At 38.1% G+C, this 19,818-nt stretch carries 23 protein-coding genes; 3 read left to right on the forward strand and 20 right to left on the reverse strand.

Annotation, left to right across the window (positions count from 1 at the left end; genetic code table 11):
• Window positions 1–39 precede the first annotated feature (39 nt).
• From B9O19_RS02100 to B9O19_RS02130, 7 genes are read right to left on the reverse strand one after another with little or no spacing between them, the layout of a single operon-like run.
• The gene (locus B9O19_RS02100; protein ID WP_102364893.1) at window positions 40–567 is read right to left on the reverse strand and encodes a DUF4364 family protein; all 528 of its coding nucleotides are present in this window, start codon (window positions 565–567) and stop codon (window positions 40–42) included.
• A gap of 17 nt (window positions 568–584) precedes the next feature.
• Window positions 585–1,454 carry a DegV family protein gene (locus B9O19_RS02105; RefSeq protein ID WP_102364894.1) on the reverse strand — a complete coding sequence of 290 codons (870 nt, stop codon included), beginning with the start codon at window positions 1,452–1,454 and terminating at the stop codon, window positions 585–587.
• 16 nt (window positions 1,455–1,470) lie between these two features.
• Window positions 1,471–1,977, reverse strand: coding sequence for a tRNA (cytidine(34)-2'-O)-methyltransferase (locus B9O19_RS02110; protein WP_102364895.1), 507 nt, complete (start codon window positions 1,975–1,977; stop codon window positions 1,471–1,473).
• 4 nt (window positions 1,978–1,981) lie between these two features.
• A complete protein-coding gene (locus tag B9O19_RS02115; protein ID WP_102364896.1) occupies window positions 1,982–2,347 on the reverse strand; it encodes an MmcQ/YjbR family DNA-binding protein in 366 nt (121 codons plus the stop codon).
• Between the two features lie 32 nt (window positions 2,348–2,379).
• Window positions 2,380–3,912 carry a YifB family Mg chelatase-like AAA ATPase gene (locus B9O19_RS02120; protein WP_102364897.1) on the reverse strand — a complete coding sequence of 511 codons (1,533 nt, stop codon included), beginning with the start codon at window positions 3,910–3,912 and terminating at the stop codon, window positions 2,380–2,382.
• A 42-nt stretch (window positions 3,913–3,954) separates the two neighbouring features.
• A complete protein-coding gene (locus B9O19_RS02125; protein ID WP_102364898.1) occupies window positions 3,955–4,869 on the reverse strand; it encodes a pyridoxamine kinase in 915 nt (304 codons plus the stop codon).
• Window positions 4,870–4,889: 20 nt separating this feature from the next.
• Complete coding sequence (locus tag B9O19_RS02130; RefSeq protein ID WP_102364899.1) at window positions 4,890–5,594, reverse strand: pseudouridine synthase; 705 nt, start codon at window positions 5,592–5,594, stop codon at window positions 4,890–4,892.
• A 100-nt stretch (window positions 5,595–5,694) separates the two neighbouring features.
• Here B9O19_RS02130 and B9O19_RS02135 point away from each other — a divergent pair, with 100 nt between their 5' ends.
• From B9O19_RS02135 to B9O19_RS11880, 3 genes are all read left to right on the forward strand, one after another.
• Entirely contained in the window at window positions 5,695–6,135 is a 441-nt protein-coding gene (locus B9O19_RS02135; protein ID WP_102364900.1) for a DUF4830 domain-containing protein, read from the forward strand.
• A gap of 333 nt (window positions 6,136–6,468) precedes the next feature.
• Window positions 6,469–7,008 carry a ribosome hibernation-promoting factor, HPF/YfiA family gene (hpf, locus tag B9O19_RS02140; protein WP_102364901.1) on the forward strand — a complete coding sequence of 180 codons (540 nt, stop codon included), beginning with the start codon at window positions 6,469–6,471 and terminating at the stop codon, window positions 7,006–7,008.
• Window positions 7,009–7,374: 366 nt separating this feature from the next.
• Window positions 7,375–9,651 carry a right-handed parallel beta-helix repeat-containing protein gene (locus tag B9O19_RS11880; RefSeq protein WP_179947308.1) on the forward strand — a complete coding sequence of 759 codons (2,277 nt, stop codon included), beginning with the start codon at window positions 7,375–7,377 and terminating at the stop codon, window positions 9,649–9,651.
• Between the two features lie 153 nt (window positions 9,652–9,804).
• On the opposite strand, the gene thrS is transcribed toward B9O19_RS11880, so the two are convergent.
• From thrS to spoIIIAC, 13 genes are all read right to left on the reverse strand, one after another.
• Entirely contained in the window at window positions 9,805–11,745 is a 1,941-nt protein-coding gene (thrS, locus tag B9O19_RS02150) for a threonine--tRNA ligase (protein ID WP_102364902.1), read from the reverse strand.
• A gap of 40 nt (window positions 11,746–11,785) precedes the next feature.
• Entirely contained in the window at window positions 11,786–12,247 is a 462-nt protein-coding gene (locus tag B9O19_RS02155) for a divergent PAP2 family protein (RefSeq protein ID WP_102364903.1), read from the reverse strand.
• 50 nt (window positions 12,248–12,297) lie between these two features.
• A complete protein-coding gene (locus tag B9O19_RS02160; RefSeq protein WP_102364904.1) occupies window positions 12,298–13,209 on the reverse strand; it encodes a polyprenyl synthetase family protein in 912 nt (303 codons plus the stop codon).
• Entirely contained in the window at window positions 13,209–13,460 is a 252-nt protein-coding gene (gene xseB, locus B9O19_RS02165) for an exodeoxyribonuclease VII small subunit (protein WP_102364905.1), read from the reverse strand. Before xseB ends, B9O19_RS02160 begins: the two co-directional genes overlap by 1 nt.
• 36 nt (window positions 13,461–13,496) lie before the next feature.
• Complete coding sequence (gene xseA, locus B9O19_RS02170) at window positions 13,497–14,705, reverse strand: exodeoxyribonuclease VII large subunit (RefSeq protein WP_102364906.1); 1,209 nt, start codon at window positions 14,703–14,705, stop codon at window positions 13,497–13,499.
• A 129-nt stretch (window positions 14,706–14,834) separates the two neighbouring features.
• Entirely contained in the window at window positions 14,835–15,236 is a 402-nt protein-coding gene (gene nusB / locus B9O19_RS02175) for a transcription antitermination factor NusB (RefSeq protein ID WP_102364907.1), read from the reverse strand.
• Window positions 15,237–15,290: 54 nt separating this feature from the next.
• Window positions 15,291–16,013, reverse strand: coding sequence for an Asp23/Gls24 family envelope stress response protein (locus tag B9O19_RS12155; protein WP_102364908.1), 723 nt, complete (start codon window positions 16,011–16,013; stop codon window positions 15,291–15,293).
• Window positions 16,014–16,123: 110 nt separating this feature from the next.
• A complete protein-coding gene (locus tag B9O19_RS02185; protein ID WP_102364909.1) occupies window positions 16,124–16,747 on the reverse strand; it encodes a SpoIIIAH-like family protein in 624 nt (207 codons plus the stop codon).
• Window positions 16,748–16,800: 53 nt separating this feature from the next.
• Window positions 16,801–17,427 (reverse strand): hypothetical protein, encoded by a 627-nt coding sequence (locus tag B9O19_RS02190; RefSeq protein WP_102364910.1) that lies wholly within the window; start codon window positions 17,425–17,427, stop codon window positions 16,801–16,803.
• A gap of 45 nt (window positions 17,428–17,472) precedes the next feature.
• Entirely contained in the window at window positions 17,473–17,988 is a 516-nt protein-coding gene (locus B9O19_RS02195) for a stage III sporulation protein AF (protein WP_102364911.1), read from the reverse strand.
• A 12-nt stretch (window positions 17,989–18,000) separates the two neighbouring features.
• Complete coding sequence (locus B9O19_RS02200) at window positions 18,001–19,173, reverse strand: stage III sporulation protein AE (protein ID WP_158648891.1); 1,173 nt, start codon at window positions 19,171–19,173, stop codon at window positions 18,001–18,003.
• Window positions 19,174–19,193: 20 nt separating this feature from the next.
• On the reverse strand, window positions 19,194–19,586 hold the full coding sequence (locus B9O19_RS02205) for a SpoIIIAC/SpoIIIAD family protein (protein WP_102364913.1): 393 nt from the start codon (window positions 19,584–19,586) through the stop codon (window positions 19,194–19,196).
• Window positions 19,587–19,607: 21 nt separating this feature from the next.
• On the reverse strand, window positions 19,608–19,805 hold the full coding sequence (spoIIIAC, locus tag B9O19_RS02210; protein ID WP_102364914.1) for a stage III sporulation protein AC: 198 nt from the start codon (window positions 19,803–19,805) through the stop codon (window positions 19,608–19,610).
• Window positions 19,806–19,818: the final 13 nt, after the last annotated feature.

The following is a 19,818-nucleotide window of genomic DNA, read 5'->3' on the forward strand; positions in this document are numbered from 1 at the left end:
TTATTAATTTTATTTCATTAACTATATATTATATCAATATTATTTATTCTCGTCAATAGTTTTACATAGATACTTATATATTTGCTCAGCATGGTCTTTCAAAATACTTTTTGCTTTATTTGCTTCTGAACGGTGCCCAACATCAATTTTTAACTCTAAAATCGGAGTTCCAGCGTCCAAAATTGTCATAGACGCCATATATCTGTTTCTCGAAACAGGCAATATATCAGTTAATATAGCGTTAGGATTTGTCTTTTCATCAAATCCTTCCTTATCAGCCAGACTTTTAATGTTTTCTCTTATGCTGAGCGGAACCCTTTCATAAAAAAACTCGTTGGCTGATTCGCCTTTTTGGGTTAGTTTGACGCATTCTTCATTTCGATAATAAAGTCTTTCAATAAACTCGTCTTCAATAAGCTCGCTCAACAGGATCGTTAAATCAAAATAGCTCATAACCTCTTCATCCCAGGTAAGCAATTCAGCAAATCTTTCAATTGAAAGCGGATATTTATATACATTGAGAGTATATAAAATCGCAAACTTCATCTCATCATTTTCCAAAAACATATTTACCTCTCCAAAACTTATTTTTCATATTCAGTATATGGCTTTTTATGTTTAAAATAAATTCCAACGAGTCCCAAACCGGCATGAGCCGTAATAACCGGACCAACTTTACTATATATAAAACCTTTTGGGTTCACCTTATCCCTGAGCATCTTTTCCAAAATCTCAACTTTTTCAGGCGCGTCAGTATCAAGAATTATAATTTCATTTTCTTCCGGGTTTTCCATTCTTTCCTCTGCATATCCAACTAAAACAGACATCGCCTTTTTAAGCCCTCTAACTTTTTTATACGCCTCAACAAGTCCATCGTTTATCATAAGAATTGGTTTTATATCGAGCAGCGAACTTATCGCCATAGTGGTTGCCTTGATTCTTCCGCCCTTTTTTAAAAACGTTAAGTCATCTACAATAAAGTAAGCCGTGTTACGCTTAAACGATTCATTAAGAAAATCTATAACCTCGCTTAGCGAGGCGCCTTTCTCCGCTAGTTTTGCAGCTTCAATAACAGGGTATCCTATAGCCATAGCGAACATACCGGAATCAATAACAGTAATGTCAAACCCCTCTTCTTTTTTAAGCTGCTCTGCAACCATATTAGCTGTATTATTTATTCCGCTTCCTCTGGCAGATATAGAAACATATATAATTTGATGTTCCTTTCCAATACGTCTGAAAGCAGTTTCAACATCATATGGTGACATCTGACTGGTTGAAGGTATTTCATCACAGGCTTTTACCTTATCATAAAACTCTTTGATATCCATATCTTTATCTGCAACTATACCCTCGCCGTCCATATTAACCATAAACGGCAAAACTTCTATACCGTAGTGCTCCGCAGTTTCTTTTTCAATATCGGCGGCACGGTCAACCATAAATTTAATCATAACTTTCTCCTTATTTCTAATATTGAGTTAAATGACCCTGACCCTGCAATCCTTCAAAATCAAACTGACGCAGAACTTCATATGCTATAATCGCAACAGAATTTGACAGATTTAAAGAACGCATGTTTTCCAGCATAGGTATTCTTATGCAATCGCCATAATTATCATGCAGCAGCTTTTCCGGCAATCCTTTTGTCTCTTTGCCGAACACAAGGAATATTTCTTCTCCATTGCTGCTCTCAGCTTTATAATCTATATCTGAATACACATTTTCAGACTTTGTTGAGCAATAAAAAAATCTGCCGTCAGGATATTTTTTTCTCACTTCATCAAAGCTTTGATACTCATGCAAGTCAAGGTCTGACCAATAATCAAGCCCTGCTCTCCTAACCTGCTTTTCACTGATATCGAATCCTAAAGGATGAACCAAATGAAGCGCCGCTCCGATAACACTGCATGTCCTGGAAATATTACCGGTATTTGACGGTATTTCAGGTTCAACAAGAACTATATTTAACTTCAATGTTTCACATCTCCTCTATTTCTTTCTGCTTCTTTTTTGGCAGACTTTTCAATATTGTGTCATACGAACTGTCTATCATTTCCATAACCAACTGTTCAGTTACAGCATCAATTTTATTCAACAGCAATGAATTCCAATGCACCTTATTCATATAGTAACCCGGGATTATAATTCCGCTGTATATGCGTCTTAATGTTTCTCCGTATTCAGGCGGAAGTTTCAAGGTGAATACCGGTTCCCCTTTCATTTCCCCCAGCATAGCATACATTTTATCTCCAATCTGGAAACGGACAGCATCCCATTCTTCTTTATAATCTTTTGCTGTCCCGTTCTTTGAAAGGCAATATTCTTCAATCCAATTAAAATCCATATATACACCTCCCGGTGAATTCAAAAATAAACTTATGCCCAAAACTTCCTGTCTAAGGAACGGTATTGAATTGCTTCAGCTATATGTTTCGGTTCAATATCACGGCTTTCATCAATATCTGCAATTGTCCGCGCCACCTTTAAAATTCTGTTATGCGCTCTTGCGCTCAAACCCAAACTTTCAAAAGCATTTTTTAGCAGACCGTTTGCTTCCTCTCCCAAAACACAATATTTCTCAATCAATCCAGGAGTAAGCTGACTATTAGAATAAATTCCCGTGCCGTTATATCTCTCAAGCTGAATTTTTCTTGCCTTATTCACGCGCTTTTTTATTGAGGCAGATGGTTCAGGCTTATCCTTATTTTCTAAATCCTTATAGTCCACAGCCGGAACCTCAATATGCAAATCAATTCTATCCAAAAGCGGTCCGCTCACCTTATTCAGATACGCATTTATCTTTTTTGACGTACAAGTACAGTCGTGTTTTTTATCTCCATAAAATCCACAAGGACACGGGTTCATAGAAGCAACCATCATAACATTGCATGGATACGAATACGTCCCATGCACTCTGGTTATAGTCACCATTCCGTCCTCAAGCGGCTGGCGCATAACTTCAAGAGCGTCTTTCTTAAACTCAGGCAATTCATCTAAAAATAAAACCCCATTGTGCGACAAACTTATTTCACCCGGTTTTGGATTTGTACCTCCGCCGGAAAGCCCAACAGCTGAAATCGTATGATGCGGACTTCTAAACGGTCTGTTTAGAATCATAGGCATATCTTTTGGCAAAATTCCTGCTATACTATGTATTTTTGTAGCTTCCAGCGCCTCGTCAAACGTCATATCCGGAAGAATTGACGGAAGCCTTTGGGCAAGCATAGTCTTTCCTGAACCCGGAGGACCAATCAACAGTAAATTATGTCCTCCTGCCGCTGCTACTTCCAGCGCTCGTTTTACGTTTTCCTGCCCTTTAACTTCTGAAAAATCCAAAGCACACCGTGCTGCCTGAGAAAACATCTCATTCACATCTACAGAAACCGGTTTTAAAACTTCATTACCGACAAGATGGTCAATAAGTTCCTGTAAATTCTTAACTCCATAAATTTCCGCTCCTTCGACTACGGCAGCTTCTTCCGCATTCTCAAACGGAACAAATATCTTTTTTATACCGGACTGATAAGCCTTAATAACCATAGGCAAAACCCCAGTTATACGCCGAACACTGCCGTCAAGAGATAATTCTCCCATAAAAGCACACAAATCAGATTCATCAATAAATAACTGCTCGGACGCTGTTAACAGCCCGATTGCTATAGGAAGGTCAAGATATGCCCCTTCCTTTTTCACATCAGCCGGAGCCAGGTTTATAACAATCCTCTTTCCGGGAATCACAAACCCAAAACTGCCTAACGCACTTCTTATACGCTCCTTAGATTCACGAACAGAAGTATCAGGCAGACCGACTATTTCCCAAGACGGAAAACCGCCGCTTACATTAGTTTCAACACTTATAATATAGCCGTCTATCCCTCGAAGACCACAGCTGTTTATTTTTGTTATCAAAAACCGCACCGCCTTTTTATAATAACTCCGCAATACTTAAAATTATATCTCAACATACCTCTTATCATAGTCAACCCTGGAAAAATATGTTGAAAGCACCGGCTCAAACAAAACACCTTCTCTAACCTTAATTTCAGGATGTTTTATTGTTTCCTGTATAGCTTTATATACAAAACCTGCCGCTATATTGGCGGCTTCAGTAATATCACTGCCTTTGAGCAATGCTCCGGTCAAAACAGATGTATATACGTCTCCTGTGCCATGAAAAGGCCTGTTTACAAATCCGCAGTCAACCTTATAATACTTATCGTTTTCACTGTCATACACTGCAACGCACATAGAATTTTCCGAATCCATAACGCTGGTTATAACCACATCTTTAGCGCCAAGCTCAGCCAAACGTTTTAGATAGCTCTTTATTTTTGCATTATTTACCGGACCATCGGGATATGTTTCCCCAATAAGCAGACACGCTTCGGTAACATTGGGAGTAATTATATCGGCTATGCTGCATAAATCCTGCATCCCTGCGAGCATTCCGTTTACCTTTTCTGAATAAAAATCCTCTTTAACAAGATTATTATCCCCCATAACAGGGTCAACCACAATCAAAGCACCGTCTTCTTTTGATTTTATCATAAAGTCCTTCAAAATATCCAGCTGTCTCGGGCTTCCCATGTAACCACTGTAAACAGCGTCAAATTTTATACCTAAGTTATACCAATGGTCAATAACAGCCTGCATTTGGTCAGTAAGATCACAAAACGTATAGTCGGTAAACTCATATGTATGCGTGGATAAAACTGCTGTCGGAAGAGGACAGACCTCTATTCCCATAGCGGACATTATAGGTATCACCTCAGTTAAAGAAACCTTTCCAAAACCGGATAAGTCATGAACAGCACACGCCCTCGGTATTATATTTTTTCTCTCTGTATCTTTTATATCTTTTTTCATCAAATTTCACCAATCCATTTTTAAACTTGAAGCAGTTTTAACTCTTCATCAGTTAACTCACGAATTTCACCCGGAGCCAGTTTATCATCTAAAGTAAGCTTATTCATTTCCACTCTTTTAAGCTCAAGAACCCTTCGGCCAATAGCTCCGAACATTCGTTTAACCTGATGATATTTTCCCTCATAAATAGTAATATAAAACGCCTCATTTTCGACGTCAAATGTGACTATTGCCGGCTTGCATTTATATCCGTCTTCCAAAATTATACCATTTCTGATTCTTTCTAACTCATCATCCTTTGGAACTGCGTCCAATTTAGCGCGATATTTTTTTGAAATATGATTTTTAGGACTGAGAAGTTTGTGAGACAGTTCTCCGTCGTTTGTTAATATACAAAGACCCTCAGTATCAATATCAAGTCTGCCAACCGGAAAAAGTTCAAAACGCAAAAAATTTTCAGGCACAAGGTCTATTACTGTCGGATTATCTCTGTCAACAGTAGCTGACACATATCCTTTGGGTTTATTAAGCATTAAGTAAACAAATTTTTTGTATTTCTGAAGTTTACCATCAAAATACACTTCGGATTTTTCAGGGTCTATACTGAGCTCAGGTCTCGGATTATCAGTACCTATGACCTCAACTCTGCCATTTTTTATAAACTTTTTAACGTCTGTTCTTGAACCGAGTCCCATAGCTGATGACAGAAATTTATCAAGTCTCATTCTCTACCCTCTTTTTATTATTAAAATATATAAAAATTTCATAATTCTCAAAAACATTAATATAATGTAAAGACCAACAAAACAATATCAGGAGGCAGTTATGAAAAAGCAGCTCAAAAAATACAAATATAAAATAATTTTTATACTGGCCGCTATAATCGTAATAACAGTGGTTTTCGCACTGTTTTCGGTTGACAATATAACTAACTCCAAAAATATTGAATACATAAGCTCTTTCGGCTGGGTAACAGAAACTTCTCCAAAAGATATATCACATCTCACCATACCGGAAGAATTGAACGCGCTGTACAAAACATACTCAGATACTGCGTCTGTTGACGGCAGCAGTCTCTCGGAATACTGCGGAAAAAATGTTACCCGTTATTCATATAGGGTATTAAATCACAAGCTCTCCAGCACCGGAAGAATACGCGCTGATGTTTTTGTGTATAAATCTCAAATAATTGCTGCGGATATAACAGACCTATCCAAAAACGGAAAGACTATTTCTATATCCGACACCACAGACTTAAACAAATAGCAATAGTACTAAAAATACCCAACATAGATAATATTATATCATAACTAAACTTCACATGCAAGAAAAAGGCTGATTATTTTCAGTTTATAACAAAATAAAGTATTCGGCTATCTGTGATATAGTAGATTCCAATTAATTTTTCCATATTATAAAATTCAGCATATAAATTTTATTAATGCTAACCGTCTTAAATAACAAATTCATAAAAAATTTTTAAAATATTTACAATTTACTATTGCTATTTGTCTAATTATATTATATAATATCTACATAAGAAGTATTAATATAAAATATTTCTTAGTTTATATTACACAATTGACTGGAGGTAGTATTATGACTTACAACATTATTACTAAAAAATTTAATCTAGCGGATTCCAGCAAAGAAAAAATTTTGGATAAGGTTAGAAAGCTGGACAAGTTTTTTGACGATGACTCAAATGAATGCAAAATTATTGTTTCAGAAATAAGAGACGATATAGCTGTTGAAATTACATTCAAATATAAAGGCTTCTTAATTCGAGCTGAGGATCAAAACCATGATATGCTCACTGCTGTAGACAACTGCCTGGCAGCAATAGACCGCCAAATCAGAAAAAATAAAACAAAGCTTTCAAAACGCCTGCGTGACAGCGGATTTGACGATTATATCGCTCTTGAAGGTCAGCCTGAAAAGGTTGAAGAAGAAACTGAATTCAAAATTATAAAGAGAAAGAGTTTTTCTGCAAAACCAATGATGGTTGAAGAAGCTATTCTTCAGATGAATATGCTCGGCCACACATTCTTTATCTTTACAAATCCGGATACTATGTCTCCGAATATTGTGTATAAAAGAAAAGACGGAAACTATGCTCTAATAGAAATGGATGAATAATCATCATATAATTGCCCGGTCTTGATTCAAAGACCGGGCAATTATTTTACAAAATTATTATCTTCACTTATTATGAAAAAAGTTTTTATATGAAAACTTTTTTGTGTTTATTAATAAAAGTAATTATATTCACTACAAAATAAATAGCAAAAAATTTATAGAAAGACAAGAAAGTAATATTATCCTCTTACAACTTACATTTTTACGTAGAATTATGCCTCTTTTACATTACAGTCTTTTTTCTCTATTGTATATATTTATTGTTATTTACTCCTTTATATCTTGAACTATTCTATTAATATTGTTATAATTTTTGATATAAATTACTGACATATTGTGATTTATGTCAAAACTTAGGGGGTCATTATGAAAAGTTTTATCAAAAAACAGATGTTGCTGTTTGTATTGTCAACGGTCGCAGTATTATTTTTCTGTATGTCAGCTGTAAGCGCTCTTCCGCCCGACTCTGTTTACAACATTTCTGACATGTCAACGGGCACTATCTCTCAAGATACGCAAATCGGTGATTTTTCTATTATTGCCGCTACAGACGGAAATACTGCTATTGCTGTTGACGGAAATAAAAAAACATCAACAACTACCGGAATCAAATATACAAAAAGATTAAAACTAAACGGAACCGGAAATCAAACCAACAGAGCTATAAAATTTACAGCTTCTGAGCCTGCAACATTTATGATAGAGGCAGCGAGCGCTAACTCTTCAGCTGTCAGAACAGGCGTTTTGGTAAACTCAGCCGGAGAAACAGTCGCCTCAGGCGAATTTGCGTCGGGTCTTACCTATAAAAAAATGACTGTACCCGAAGCCGGAGATTACTGGTTTTATTCTACAGACAGCGGTATAAATGTATACTATTTAAAACTTACTTATGAAGTTCAGCCGCCCGACCCGGTCTATGATTTTGAAGACCTGAACGGCGTTGTGCTTGAACCTATGAACACTATTTACACTGCACCTAAAGCAAGTGCCGAGGGAAAAGGAACTCAAAACGAACCAATGAGCATAGCTTCCGCCATATTAAATATTGCTCCGGGAGGTACTATTTATTGCAGCGGCGAGTATCAATTTGACAACTGTTTGGTAATCGGAGCAGACAACAGCGGTCAGGACGGCAAAGAAAAACGCATAGAGTGCTCAGATGATACATTATTTAATTTTTCAGGAGAACCGTACTCCAACGACGTTGGAACAAATGCTCGAGGAGTACAGATTAACGGCAGCTACTGGTACATTAAAGGTCTTGAAGCCTATCAGGCAGCAGATAACGGCTTCTTTATTGCAGGAAAACATAATACATTGGAATTATGTGTAGCAAATGGTAACCGCGACACAGGAATCCAGATTTCACGACGGGCTTCAACTGTAACTAATTTTAATGACTGGCCCAGCGATAATCTGATATTAAACTGTACTTCTTTTGACAGTTTTGACCCTGCAACCGGAGAGAATGCTGACGGATTTGCCGCAAAACTCACCTGCGGCAATAACAACGTCTTTGACGGATGTATTGCATATAATAACTGTGATGACGGATGGGATTGTTTTACCAAAACTGCAACAGGACCAATAGGTTCATTAGTAATGAGAAATTGCGTGGCATTCAGAAGCGGTCAGACAACTGACGGAAAATTCACAGAAAATTGCGATGGGAACGGTTTTAAAATGGGCGGCACGAAAATCGCTGTTGCGCATTCTCTTTATAACTGTATTGCATTCGAAAATGCCAACCATGGATTTACAGATAATTCAAACCCGGGACCTATTACATTAACAAACTGTACTTCATACAATAACGCACTTAAAGGCGGAACAAACAAAAGCAATTTTGATTTTGCAAGACTGCCGGAATCAAATAACAGCCTCACAAATTGTTTATCCTATGCGCCGCAGCAAATTTGTTCAGATAAGTTTATTGGAAGTATGAAAAACTCTGTTTTTTATAACAAAGATAAAAAAATATACTATTTTTATGAAGATATGCCTTACACCAATTGGAATAGCAAAGAAGGCACTATTCTTCCTTCTGACACAATGGAAACCGTAAGCAACTCTACGTTTGTCTCAGTGGAAGTTCCGGAATTTGGGGCTAATGTACATAAGTTATGGAGAAATCCTGACGGAAGTATAAATATGGGTAACTTTTTAAAAGTAGCTGATGGAACAACATATAAGGACAGACAAATAGGCGCTGACCTTTCAGGCGACCCAACAATTTTGCCAACGCCTGATCCGACTTCCTCACCCACTCCATCTGCACAGCCTGACGTAACAGCTTCCCCTTCTCCATCCTCTGAGCCTAAGCCTGAATATAAACTGCTTGCAGCGGTTAATGATGGTGATATGAACACTATTGATGTTGAATTTGATAATAATACTTCAATTCAAGTTGAACCTTATATTGTAATTGCAGCTTACAAAATAGTTGAAGGCGAAGAAATATTATCCGATATATTTGACCAAAGTTATAATGTTGAAGCTAATAACTCCATTATATTTTCAAAGGCATTCTCGGATTCTGAATATGATATTATAAAAGTATTTGCGTGGCAGAATCCAAATTCTATGATTCCGTTTGACGCTTCGGTTAATATATACCCACAAACAGAACAAATAATAAACTAAATTTACACAGAATTAATATACAAAAAGGGTACACAATTGAACCGACCCCCAAAAGTTAGATTAGAAATCTAACGAATAGGAGGTCGGTTCAATATTGTTTACCCTTTTAATATACTAAAAAACTTTATTATCAAAATACTTAAATTTACTATATTAGTCTTTAGACTTTGACGCAACTTTCTTTAAAATGGTATCTATAAACTCATTTAGCTTAACTGAGCCTGTATCGCCTTCTTTTCTGTCTCGTACAGATACGGCGCCTTCTGCCTGCTCTTTTTCTCCGACAATAAGCATATACGGCACTTTTTCAAGCTGAGCCTCTCTTATTTTATAACCTATTTTTTCTTTTCTAGTGTCTACTTCAACTCTTATTCCTACCTTTTGAAGTTCTTCGCTGACGCTATTTGCATATTCCATATAGTGGTCTGAAATAGGCAGAACTTTAACCTGTATAGGAGCGAGCCATGTCGGCAGCGCGCCTGCATATTTCTCCAGCAGTAACGCCAAGGTTCTTTCATAACATCCAATAGAAGTTCTGTGTATAACATAAGGATATTTTTTAGTACCGTCAGAATCAACATACTCCATACCAAATCTTTCAGCTAGCTGAAAGTCAATTTGAATAGTAATCAATGTGTCCTCTTTGCCATATACATTTTTTATCTGAATGTCAAGCTTAGGTCCATAAAAAGCGGCTTCTCCATCCTCTTCAGTATAGTCGATACCCATGTCGTCCAGGATTACACGCATTCTGTCCTGAACTTCTTCCCATTGCTCCGGACTTCCTATATACTTGTCCCTATCATTTTCATCCCATTTTGAAAAACGGTAGCTAACGTCGTCATCAAGACCTAATACTTCCAGCATATATTTCGCAAGGTCCAAACATCCGGAAAATTCATCCTCAAGCTGGTCAGGACGGCAAGCCAAATGCCCTTCTGATATTGTGAACTGACGCACACGAATTAATCCGTGCATTTCACCGGAATCCTCATTTCTAAACAAAGTAGAAGTCTCATTATATCTCAAAGGCAGGTCACGGTAACTCCTCATATCAGCCAAATATGCCTGGAACTGGAAAGGACAGGTCATAGGACGAAGTGCAAAAACTTCTCCCTCTGCATCAGGGTCGCCTAAAACAAACATTCCGTCACGGTAATGATCCCAATGCCCTGAAATTTTATAAAGGTCGCGCTTTGCCAAAAACGGAGTCTTAGTTAAAAGATATCCTCTCTTCTGTTCTTCGTCTTCTACAAATCTTTGCAAAAGCTGGAGAACCCTTGCACCTTTTGGAAGCATAATCGGAAGCCCCTGACCAATATAGTCAACCGTTCTAAAATACCCTAACTCTCTGCCTATTTTATTGTGGTCTCTCTTCTTGGCTTCCTCAAGTTTTTCTAAATAAGCATTAAGTTCGGACTGTTTTGGAAAAGCTGTTCCGTATATACGCGACAGCATTTTATTTTTTTCATTGCCGCGCCAATAAGCACCGGCCAAGCTTTGCAGCTTAATAGCTTTCAGTTTACCGGTTGACATAAGATGAGGACCTGCGCATAGGTCAACAAAATCTCCTTGCTTATAAAAAGAAATAACCGCGTCGTCAGGCAAATCCTCTATTAACTCAACCTTATACGGCTCGTCCTTTTCTTTCATGAGTTTTATTGCTTCATCTCTCGGAAGTTCATATTTCTCGAGAGGAATATTTTCCTTAATTATTTTCTTCATCTCAGCCTCGATTTTTTCAAAATCTCCGGTTGTGATAGGAGTCTCAAATTCAAAGTCATAATAATATCCGTCTTCAATAGCCGGACCTATCGCTAGTTTTGTATTTGGATACAGCCTCTTTATAGCTTGAGCCAAAACATGCGAGGCGGTGTGACGGTACGCCTTTCTGCCATTTTCATCATTAAATGTCAGAAAACTGACCTCACAGTCGCTTTCGGGAACAAAGTTCATCTCTTTTGTTTCGCCGTTTACATCAGCGGCCAAACAGTTACGCGCCAATCCTTCGCTTATACTTTTTGCCATATCAAGAAGGTTTGTCCCATTTTCATATTCTCTTACGTCTCCGCCTTTTAGAGTAACTTTTATCATTTTATATCATCCTTCCTTATCAAAATCATAAAATACTATTTTACAATCCCAAAAACACGCCTGAAACCAGTGCCACAAAAACACCCAAAACAGCACCGCCCAAAACTTCCAGCGGAGTGTGCCCTAAAAGCTCTTTTAGCTTTTCATCCTTCAATACCGGGTCTTTTTCTTCCCATGCTTCAACTATCATATTTATCATCTTTGCCTGCTCACCGGCAGCTCTTCTTATCCCCGACGCGTCATACATAACAATAAGCGCCAAAGCACAGCATACCACAAACAAAGCGGTGTCAAAGCCCTCAGACATACCAACGCAAGTAGCTAAACAAGCCACAATTGTCGAGTGGGACGACGGCATACCGCCCGGGCCGAAAAATCTGCCCCAATTAATCTTTTTATTTCGTATCCATTCAATTATTCCCTTGATAACGCAGGATAATAACCATGCAAACAAGACTATAAAGAAAATCCTGTTGCTGAAAAACTCCTCAAAATATCTCATATACACATCCACTTTCAAAATTAGGTTGGTTTATACAGGCAATAATCGAATTATTTTTCTCTTATAAGCAGAGATACAGCCAATTCTTTTAGGAACCAAGCCTTATCTCCAAAATATTCAAGAGCTGAGATAGAAACCTCAGTATGGCGTTTCAGAATGTATTCGGCTTTTTCTAAGCCGAGCAAAGTAACAAATGTATTTTTTCCACTCTCTTTGTCGCTGCCAATCGGTTTTCCAAGAATATCCTCATTGCCTGTAACGTCTAGTATATCATCTTTTATTTGAAATGCCAACCCTAAATTTGAAGAAAATTGACTTATTTTATTAAATTCTTCATTCTCTATAACTCCGCCTATAATACAGCCTAAACTTGCTGCCGCTTCTATCAATGCCCCGGTCTTTTTCTTGTGCATTAAAATAAGCTCCTGAATATCAACGTCATCCCTTTTTTCGTTTATAAGGTCTATCACCTGTCCGCCAATCATACCCTTTGTTCCAGAAGCCTGTGACAGTGTTCTAACAAGTTCAATCATAGTTCTTTCATTTAAAGATATAAAATTATCTTTATCGGACATAATTTCAAAAGCTTTATTTAAAAGCGCATCTCCGGCTAATAAAGCAATATTTTCAGGAAACACTTTGTGACAGGTAGGCTTTCCGCGTCTTAAATCATCATTGTCCATGCAGGGCAAATCATCGTGAATCAAGGAATAAGTATGTATACACTCAAGAGCGCAGCCAACTGTTACCGCATCGTCAATATTGCCGCCGAAAAGCTCAGCACAAGCAATAGTAATAACAGGACGGATTCTCTTGCCTCCTGCTAAAAGACTATATTTCATAGCCTCACAGACCATCGCATCAGGTGAATTTGGCACAGCAGCAATACTCTGCAATTTTTCTTCAATCAATTTTATATAAAGTTCCAGCTTTTTTTCAAATTCCTTTGAAGGCTTAACCATTAGTTTTGTTCTCCCATTCCCGCAAAAGGTTGTTCCTCAATCTGCCCTGTTTCCCTGTTCTTTATTAATATATTAATTTTCTGTTCCGCCGCGTCAAGCGCTGCCGTACACTGTTTTGTAAGCTTAACTCCCTTTTCAAAGAGCTCCAGCATTTGGTCAAGAGTTACGTCTCCGCCTTCAAGCTCTTTTACTACAACTTCAAGTTCTTTTAAATTTTTCTCAAATAATTCTCTATTTTCTTTATTTTCCATAGCAATCTCCAAATTATACCGTTTCTATTTATTTTATTAATTTTTCTCTATTTTTTTCACATCTGCAAGCAAGCTTCCGTCACTGACTAAAACTGTGATTTCATCACCGTCTGAAATCTGGCCGACGCTCTTTACCACTTTGCCCGCTGTATCTTTAGTAACAGAAAATCCTCTTTGAAGCGAACTTAGAGGACTGAGAGCGTCAAGCTTTGACGCATTCAGCGCAAGACTCTGCTTTTTCTCATTTAATATTCCCTGGAACGCGTTTTCAAAATTCTTATATAAGCTGTCTAAATATATCCTATTATCCTCCACTTTTACCATAGGATTTTTCAAAACAGTATTTTCACTCAGCATTTTTACTCTCATTCTGCTTCTTTCAACTATACGGTTAGCGCATGTATACATTCTGGAATACACATTATTGAACTTTTCTCTAAGTTCAACCTGAGATGGCACAACAAGCTCTGCAGCAGCGCTCGGCGTAGGCGCTCTCAAATCCGCGACAAAATCCGATATAGTGAAGTCTATCTCATGACCTACAGCCGACACTATAGGTATATGACTGGCAAAAATTGCTCTGGCGACTATTTCTTCATTAAAAGACCACAAATCTTCAATCGAGCCGCCGCCTCTGCCTACAATAAGAACGTCGGCTGAATCAGTATCGTTAAAATAATTTATGGCTTCAACAATACTCTGAGCCGAATTTTCCCCCTGCACAAGAACCGGATAAAGCAGTATATCAGAATATGAAAAACGTCTTGACAGTATATTCATAATATCCCTGATAGCGGCTCCTGTAGGAGCAGTGACAACTCCAATTCTCCCAGGGTACTTAGGCAGAGGTTTTTTATACTTAGGAGAGAACAATCCCTCAGCATCCAGTTTTTGTTTCAGTTTCTCAAAAGCCACATGCAGGTCGCCTATCCCCTCCTGCTCCATATGTTCTATGTATAACTGATATTGTCCGTCTCTTTCATAAACCCCAATTCTTCCTCTAGCCAAAACTTTCATTCCGTTTTGGGGTCTGAAGTTGAGCTTGGCAGCTGCGCTTCTAAACATAACGGCTCTCATAACTCCGGTTTCGTCTTTCAGTGACATATACATATGCCCGGAGGAATGAGCTTTAAAGTTTGAAAGCTCACCTTTAACCAATACGTTATTTAAAATATCATCTCTCGCAATAACCTGCTTTATATATAAATTGACCTGTGTTACAGTCAACGCTTGTCTCTCTATCATAATTTACCTCAAAATTTTACGGCATCAAAATATAATATGCTTTATATTTTATATACGTCAAACAGAGCGGAAGCAATCCGCTATAATCCGGATTAGAACTCGCTCTGTCTGAATATTAAGTTTATACATCTAGTTTTCAAGCTGTTTTTGGATACTTCCCAAAACTCCGTTTACAAATGAAACCGCCTCTTCACCGGCATATTCACGGGTAAGATTTGAAGCCTCATTAACCGAAACAGGCAGCGGCAAATCATCCATATAGAGCATTTCAAACACACCCAGTCTTAAAATCGCCAGGCTGACAGCTCCAATACGTTCAATATCCCATCCGTTTGAAAACTCAGTTATCTTTTTGTCTATCTCATCAATATTCTTTACAACGCCGGCAACTGCCTGGCTGATATATTCGCCCTGTTTACCAGTATCATACTCTTTGAAAAAATCATCTAATATTTCGCTGATATCTTCAGGCTGAAACTTATATTGAAAGAGAATTATAAAAGTATATTCCCTTGCTTTTCTTCTGTCCATAACCAACCACAGAATAACATTCTGCCCCTTCTAAATCAAATTTAATAAAAACGCCTATTCAGCTTTATCTTTTTCCGGCTCTTCGCTCAATCTATCCTTTAAATCTTCCAAGATATCAGAACCTATTTCAACAGCTTCCTCAGCTTTATCCTTAACCTTATCGGCAAAATCCTCAGCTTTATCTTTAGCAATATCAGCTAAGTCTTCCGCCTTATCTTTAGCTAAGCCGGTTAAATCTTCTGCTTTATCTTTAGCTAAATCGACAAACTGCCCGGCTTTTGTTCCTGCTTTCTGAACATAGTCTGACGCCTTGTCAACCACTTCTCCCGCTGCTTCGGCCGCATTATCTACAGCTTCACTGACTGTATACGCTGCAGACCCGCTCTGAGACTTATCGCTATCTTCTTTTGGAACACTGACGCCTTCAACGCTGACATTTACAGCAACAACTGTTAAACCGGTCATTGCTTCAACTTCACTCTTAACCTTTTCCTGGATTTCCCAAGCAACATCCGGTATCTTAGCGCCGTATTCAACAATAATAGACAAATCGAGCGTTACGTCCTTATCGTTCACATTAACCTTTACGCCCTTTGACATATTCTTTTTGCCGAGAAGCTCGGCTATTCCGCCGGAAATCGAGCTTACCATTCCTGATACGCCTTTAACACTGCTTGCCGCAAGCGACGCCACAATAGAAACAACATCGTTTGAAATATTGACATCTCCGGTCTTTGGAGCAGCTTGCTCCTGAGGCGCATTGTTGTCTTCTGCCATAATATAAAACCTCCTAATTCAATTTTCAAAACACTACGTTTGATTATAACATAACAATTTTAAGATTACAATGATTATTTTAGGCGATTTTATTAATTTTTATCATACTTTTATTGTTCAGAACTAATTTTTATTTGCGAAGCTGCAACTCCGGTCTCAGCAATTATAATATCTTTTATCTGAGCCACAGAAGCGCTGTCTAAGTTTCCGCCTTTAACCACAACTGAAACTCCGCTGTCGCTGACTTGCGCAAAACAATCTTCAAACCCTTTTGACTTTACTCCGGTCTCTATTGCATTTTCATTTTCGGAATATTTTGTCAATTTAACTATATTGCTTTCTGCTTCCTTTTTTGCTGATTCTGTTGCGTCTTTATTTGATGAAATCTCTTTCCATTTATCCATTGTGTCGCCTCTCAGTTTATCTCTGTCCTGACGGGATTGTGTTATCACATTGGCACTTTGACTTTGATTATTTTGATTATCCTGATTTTGCTGTTCATTATTATCGCTGTTATTTTGTTTTTCATCGTTATTATCTTTATTTTCATCATTTTTATTATTTGACCAAAATGTCTCCGCATCGTCGGGCGCGGCAGTGCTGGAAACACTGACGGCGTCTGATTTGACAGCGCTTATAGTCCAGCGGTAATACCCTGCCGCCAGCACAAGCGCAATTAATCCAACAACCAATACCTGTTTGCCTCTAAATTTTGCCTTCTTTTTTGAGTTCATAAGCGTACTCTCCTTATTTATAAATTTTCTTTAATTTTTTTCGTTTTTATATATTAATAAGTAATTTTAATTCTATTGGCCGCCAAGCCGTAAAGAGCTTTCACAGCCTCATAGATTTCATTTCTTACATTATCGTTTTTAGCGCCCTCCGCGACAACAACGACACCAATAGGATAAGGAAGCTTTTCCTGAACAACATATGGAGAAGCGTTTCCTCCAAGGCTTCCTCCCGACGACATAATCGGTCCGTTTTCTGATGAGCTGGACTCTTTCTTTCCATCCTTATCTTCGCTTGTCTCACTTTGTTTTTTGCTGTCTGCGGCAAGAATTTTTTCATTGGTGCTGTCAATGTAAATTCTGACGCTGACGTTGCCTGCACCGCTGATTTTCTCAAGTATCCCCTTTAAATCTTCCTCCATTTTATTTACATATTCCTGCTCCGTTTTATATCCGGCTTCAGTCTGATATTGATTATAACTATTCTTTGCTTCCGAAGTTTTTGAAACGTCTTTTGAGCCAAAACTTCTTATGCAGAATAACACTATGATAGCTATTATAATTATCCATATAACAATCATGTTCATATGTTTCTTTTCGCCGGGAGAGTCGTTTTCTTTAAAATTTTGATAAAGATCGCTGCTGTGACTTTTAAGTTTTGAAAAAATAGTTTTTAGATTCATCACTGCACATCCTTAGTACCTTTTTATCGGGATAAAACCCGTGTATTACTCTCTGGTTACTATCACGCCGTTCTCCGGAATCCCGGTTATAGCTGATACTATTGTTTTTATCTCGTCTGCCCTCTCGGTATCATCTCCGCTCAAAACTACATCCACTTCTTCAATAGTCCCATATTCGCTTCCGTCGTCCGCTGCCGAAACACTGACTTTTATATTATCTTTAAGCTCAGGGATTTTTGTTTCAATTCTAGTTTTAATATTATTTTCAAGAGTTTTTTTGTATATTGTAATCACATCCTCTTTTTGTTTCTTTTCAATACTTTCAGGACTTATTTCAGAACTCATCAAAGTACGGGCTCCTTCGGCATCCAAAAAACTTTCTATATCAACTCCATTTCCCAGCAAAGATATAACAGGACTAGATATAGTTATAATCAGCAAAAGCCCGAGCACCAAATGAACATATTTTCTATACTCATCGCTTGGCATAACCGCCTCTGCCAGAGTTCCAAACACGACTACAGCCGAAACCGAAAATGCCCAATTTCTGATTAAGTCCACAACAAAGCACCTCTACGTTGAAATATTTATCATTACAGTAATAATTATTATGAACATCACTGACACCGACACTAGCATTGAGAACACCATTGATATCCCATTAGCCATACATGAAATACACTCAACAAGCGACTTATGAGCTATAGGCTCGCAAAATGCTGCTACCAGCCTGAAGGTTAACATTGCGGCTATAATATTTACTATAGGCATCACAGCGATAAAAAACACCAATATTACCCCAACAACACCAACAGAGTTTTTTATAACCGAACTGCAGTTCAACACTGTTTCAACAGATTCAGAGAGTATCCCCCCAACAACAGGAATCAAATTTGACGAAGCAAATTTTGTAAGCTTTAATGTCAGTGCGTCAGCTCCGGAAGAAGCAATACTTTGAAGCCCTGCAAATGCCACAAAAACTGTCAGTAAAACGCTGAGTCCATATTTAACCGTATTATTTATCAAAGAGACCAGCCTGGTCGTTTTCAAATTAGCCGACAGGGCGTTTATTGTTCCAAGTCCTGTGCCAACCATAACGAGCGGCATAAATATAGATTTTATTAAAGTCAGCGCAGCTTCAATTACTGTGAGAAGCACAGGTTCCAGTGAGGTAGCGGAAACGATTGCCCCGCTTGACAGTAAAGCCGTAATCATTATCGGCACTATGCACCTCATAAACAATGTCAGATTTTCTATTGCTGCCGAAGCTCCCTCAAGACAGCTGTAGAAGGTTGATGAAGCCAGCCCTGCAACGGCTATAAAACACACATAATATGCTATTTTACCGGTCGCGTTTTTTTCAAACCCGGTCACAACAGCTGATAAAACCGAGCTTAGTATAACCATAGCGACTACAAGCAGCATATTTTTCGTCACTCCCAGCATTTCCCCAAATAATGCTGATAACAACTCCTTTACTATCCCGATCGGATTTAGCGGAACTTCGCCTGAGGCTACCCTTTTTATAAACTCCCCGATATTCATTCCGTTAGCATATGGCGTAATCGACTGGTTTATTATTTCACCGGCGCCGCCTTCAATTTGTTCTCCATACAGTTCTGAATATCCACTGATTAATTCTCCGCTTAAATCCTCTCCGTCCTGCTCCTCCGCCATAACCGCAGACGAACCAAAAAAAATTATAACCGCGGCAATTATAATGCAGCATATAGTATAATGTTTCAAGGTACACCTCCGGTAAGCTATCATTTGTGCATAATTATTTCTTTAACTAAATTCAAAAGACTGTTTATGATTGGAATCGCCATAGCAAGTATTATAAGCTTCCCTCCAAGCTCAATTTTTGCCGCTATGGCGTTTTCACCTGCATCCTTGCATAACTCTGCTGTAATACACACAAGATAGGATATTCCTATAACTTTTATAACAATCCTCATATATGAACTGTTTATACCGGCGCTTGACGCCATTCTGCTCAGTTCTTCCGTGATTCTTATAAGATACGGCATAGCGCAAGCCAAAACTGTAAACGATACCACAACAGGTATGAGCATCGAAAACTCCGGTTTTGAATTTCTCAAAAGTATCGAAAGAATTGCTCCTATCAGTCCTATACCAACTATTCGCATGACTTCCATTTTTTATATCCATTCCTTATGTTAAAGTCCGAATATATCCTTAATCGTGGTAAAGAGATTGCTTATCTCCTGTATCACCATCAACAGAACCACAATCAATCCGGCTATTGTTGTCATCATCGCCTGGTCGTCACGGCCGGCTCTGCACAAAAGCATATTAAGAACCGCCACCAGAATACCTATTGCCGCCACTTTAAAAATCAAATCAACACCTGTCATTCCATACCTCCGA

Source organism: Monoglobus pectinilyticus (genome assembly GCF_002874775.1).
Taxonomy (GTDB): domain Bacteria; phylum Bacillota; class Clostridia; order Monoglobales; family Monoglobaceae; genus Monoglobus; species Monoglobus pectinilyticus.

Bases quoted from the DNA above. Each gene is read 5' to 3' on its own strand.
- B9O19_RS02100 (WP_102364893.1), bottom strand. From the start codon at position 567: ATGTTTTTGGAAAATGATGAGATGAAGTTTGCGATTTTATATACTCTC.
- B9O19_RS02105 (WP_102364894.1), bottom strand. From the start codon at position 1,454: ATGATTAAATTTATGGTTGACCGTGCCGCCGATATTGAAAAAGAAACT.
- B9O19_RS02115 (WP_102364896.1), bottom strand. From the start codon at position 2,347: ATGGATTTTAATTGGATTGAAGAATATTGCCTTTCAAAGAACGGGACA.
- B9O19_RS02125 (WP_102364898.1), bottom strand. From the start codon at position 4,869: ATGAAAAAAGATATAAAAGATACAGAGAGAAAAAATATAATACCGAGG.
- B9O19_RS02130 (WP_102364899.1), bottom strand. From the start codon at position 5,594: ATGAGACTTGATAAATTTCTGTCATCAGCTATGGGACTCGGTTCAAGA.
- B9O19_RS02135 (WP_102364900.1), top strand. From the start codon at position 5,695: ATGAAAAAGCAGCTCAAAAAATACAAATATAAAATAATTTTTATACTG.
- hpf (WP_102364901.1), top strand. From the start codon at position 6,469: ATGACTTACAACATTATTACTAAAAAATTTAATCTAGCGGATTCCAGC.
- B9O19_RS11880 (WP_179947308.1), top strand. From the start codon at position 7,375: ATGAAAAGTTTTATCAAAAAACAGATGTTGCTGTTTGTATTGTCAACG.
- thrS (WP_102364902.1), bottom strand. From the start codon at position 11,745: ATGATAAAAGTTACTCTAAAAGGCGGAGACGTAAGAGAATATGAAAAT.
- B9O19_RS02155 (WP_102364903.1), bottom strand. From the start codon at position 12,247: ATGAGATATTTTGAGGAGTTTTTCAGCAACAGGATTTTCTTTATAGTC.
- B9O19_RS02160 (WP_102364904.1), bottom strand. From the start codon at position 13,209: ATGGTTAAGCCTTCAAAGGAATTTGAAAAAAAGCTGGAACTTTATATA.
- xseB (WP_102364905.1), bottom strand. From the start codon at position 13,460: ATGGAAAATAAAGAAAATAGAGAATTATTTGAGAAAAATTTAAAAGAA.
- xseA (WP_102364906.1), bottom strand. From the start codon at position 14,705: ATGATAGAGAGACAAGCGTTGACTGTAACACAGGTCAATTTATATATA.
- nusB (WP_102364907.1), bottom strand. From the start codon at position 15,236: ATGGACAGAAGAAAAGCAAGGGAATATACTTTTATAATTCTCTTTCAA.
- B9O19_RS12155 (WP_102364908.1), bottom strand. From the start codon at position 16,013: ATGGCAGAAGACAACAATGCGCCTCAGGAGCAAGCTGCTCCAAAGACC.
- B9O19_RS02185 (WP_102364909.1), bottom strand. From the start codon at position 16,747: ATGAACTCAAAAAAGAAGGCAAAATTTAGAGGCAAACAGGTATTGGTT.
- B9O19_RS02190 (WP_102364910.1), bottom strand. From the start codon at position 17,427: ATGAATCTAAAAACTATTTTTTCAAAACTTAAAAGTCACAGCAGCGAT.
- B9O19_RS02205 (WP_102364913.1), bottom strand. From the start codon at position 19,586: ATGGAAGTCATGCGAATAGTTGGTATAGGACTGATAGGAGCAATTCTT.
- spoIIIAC (WP_102364914.1), bottom strand. From the start codon at position 19,805: ATGACAGGTGTTGATTTGATTTTTAAAGTGGCGGCAATAGGTATTCTG.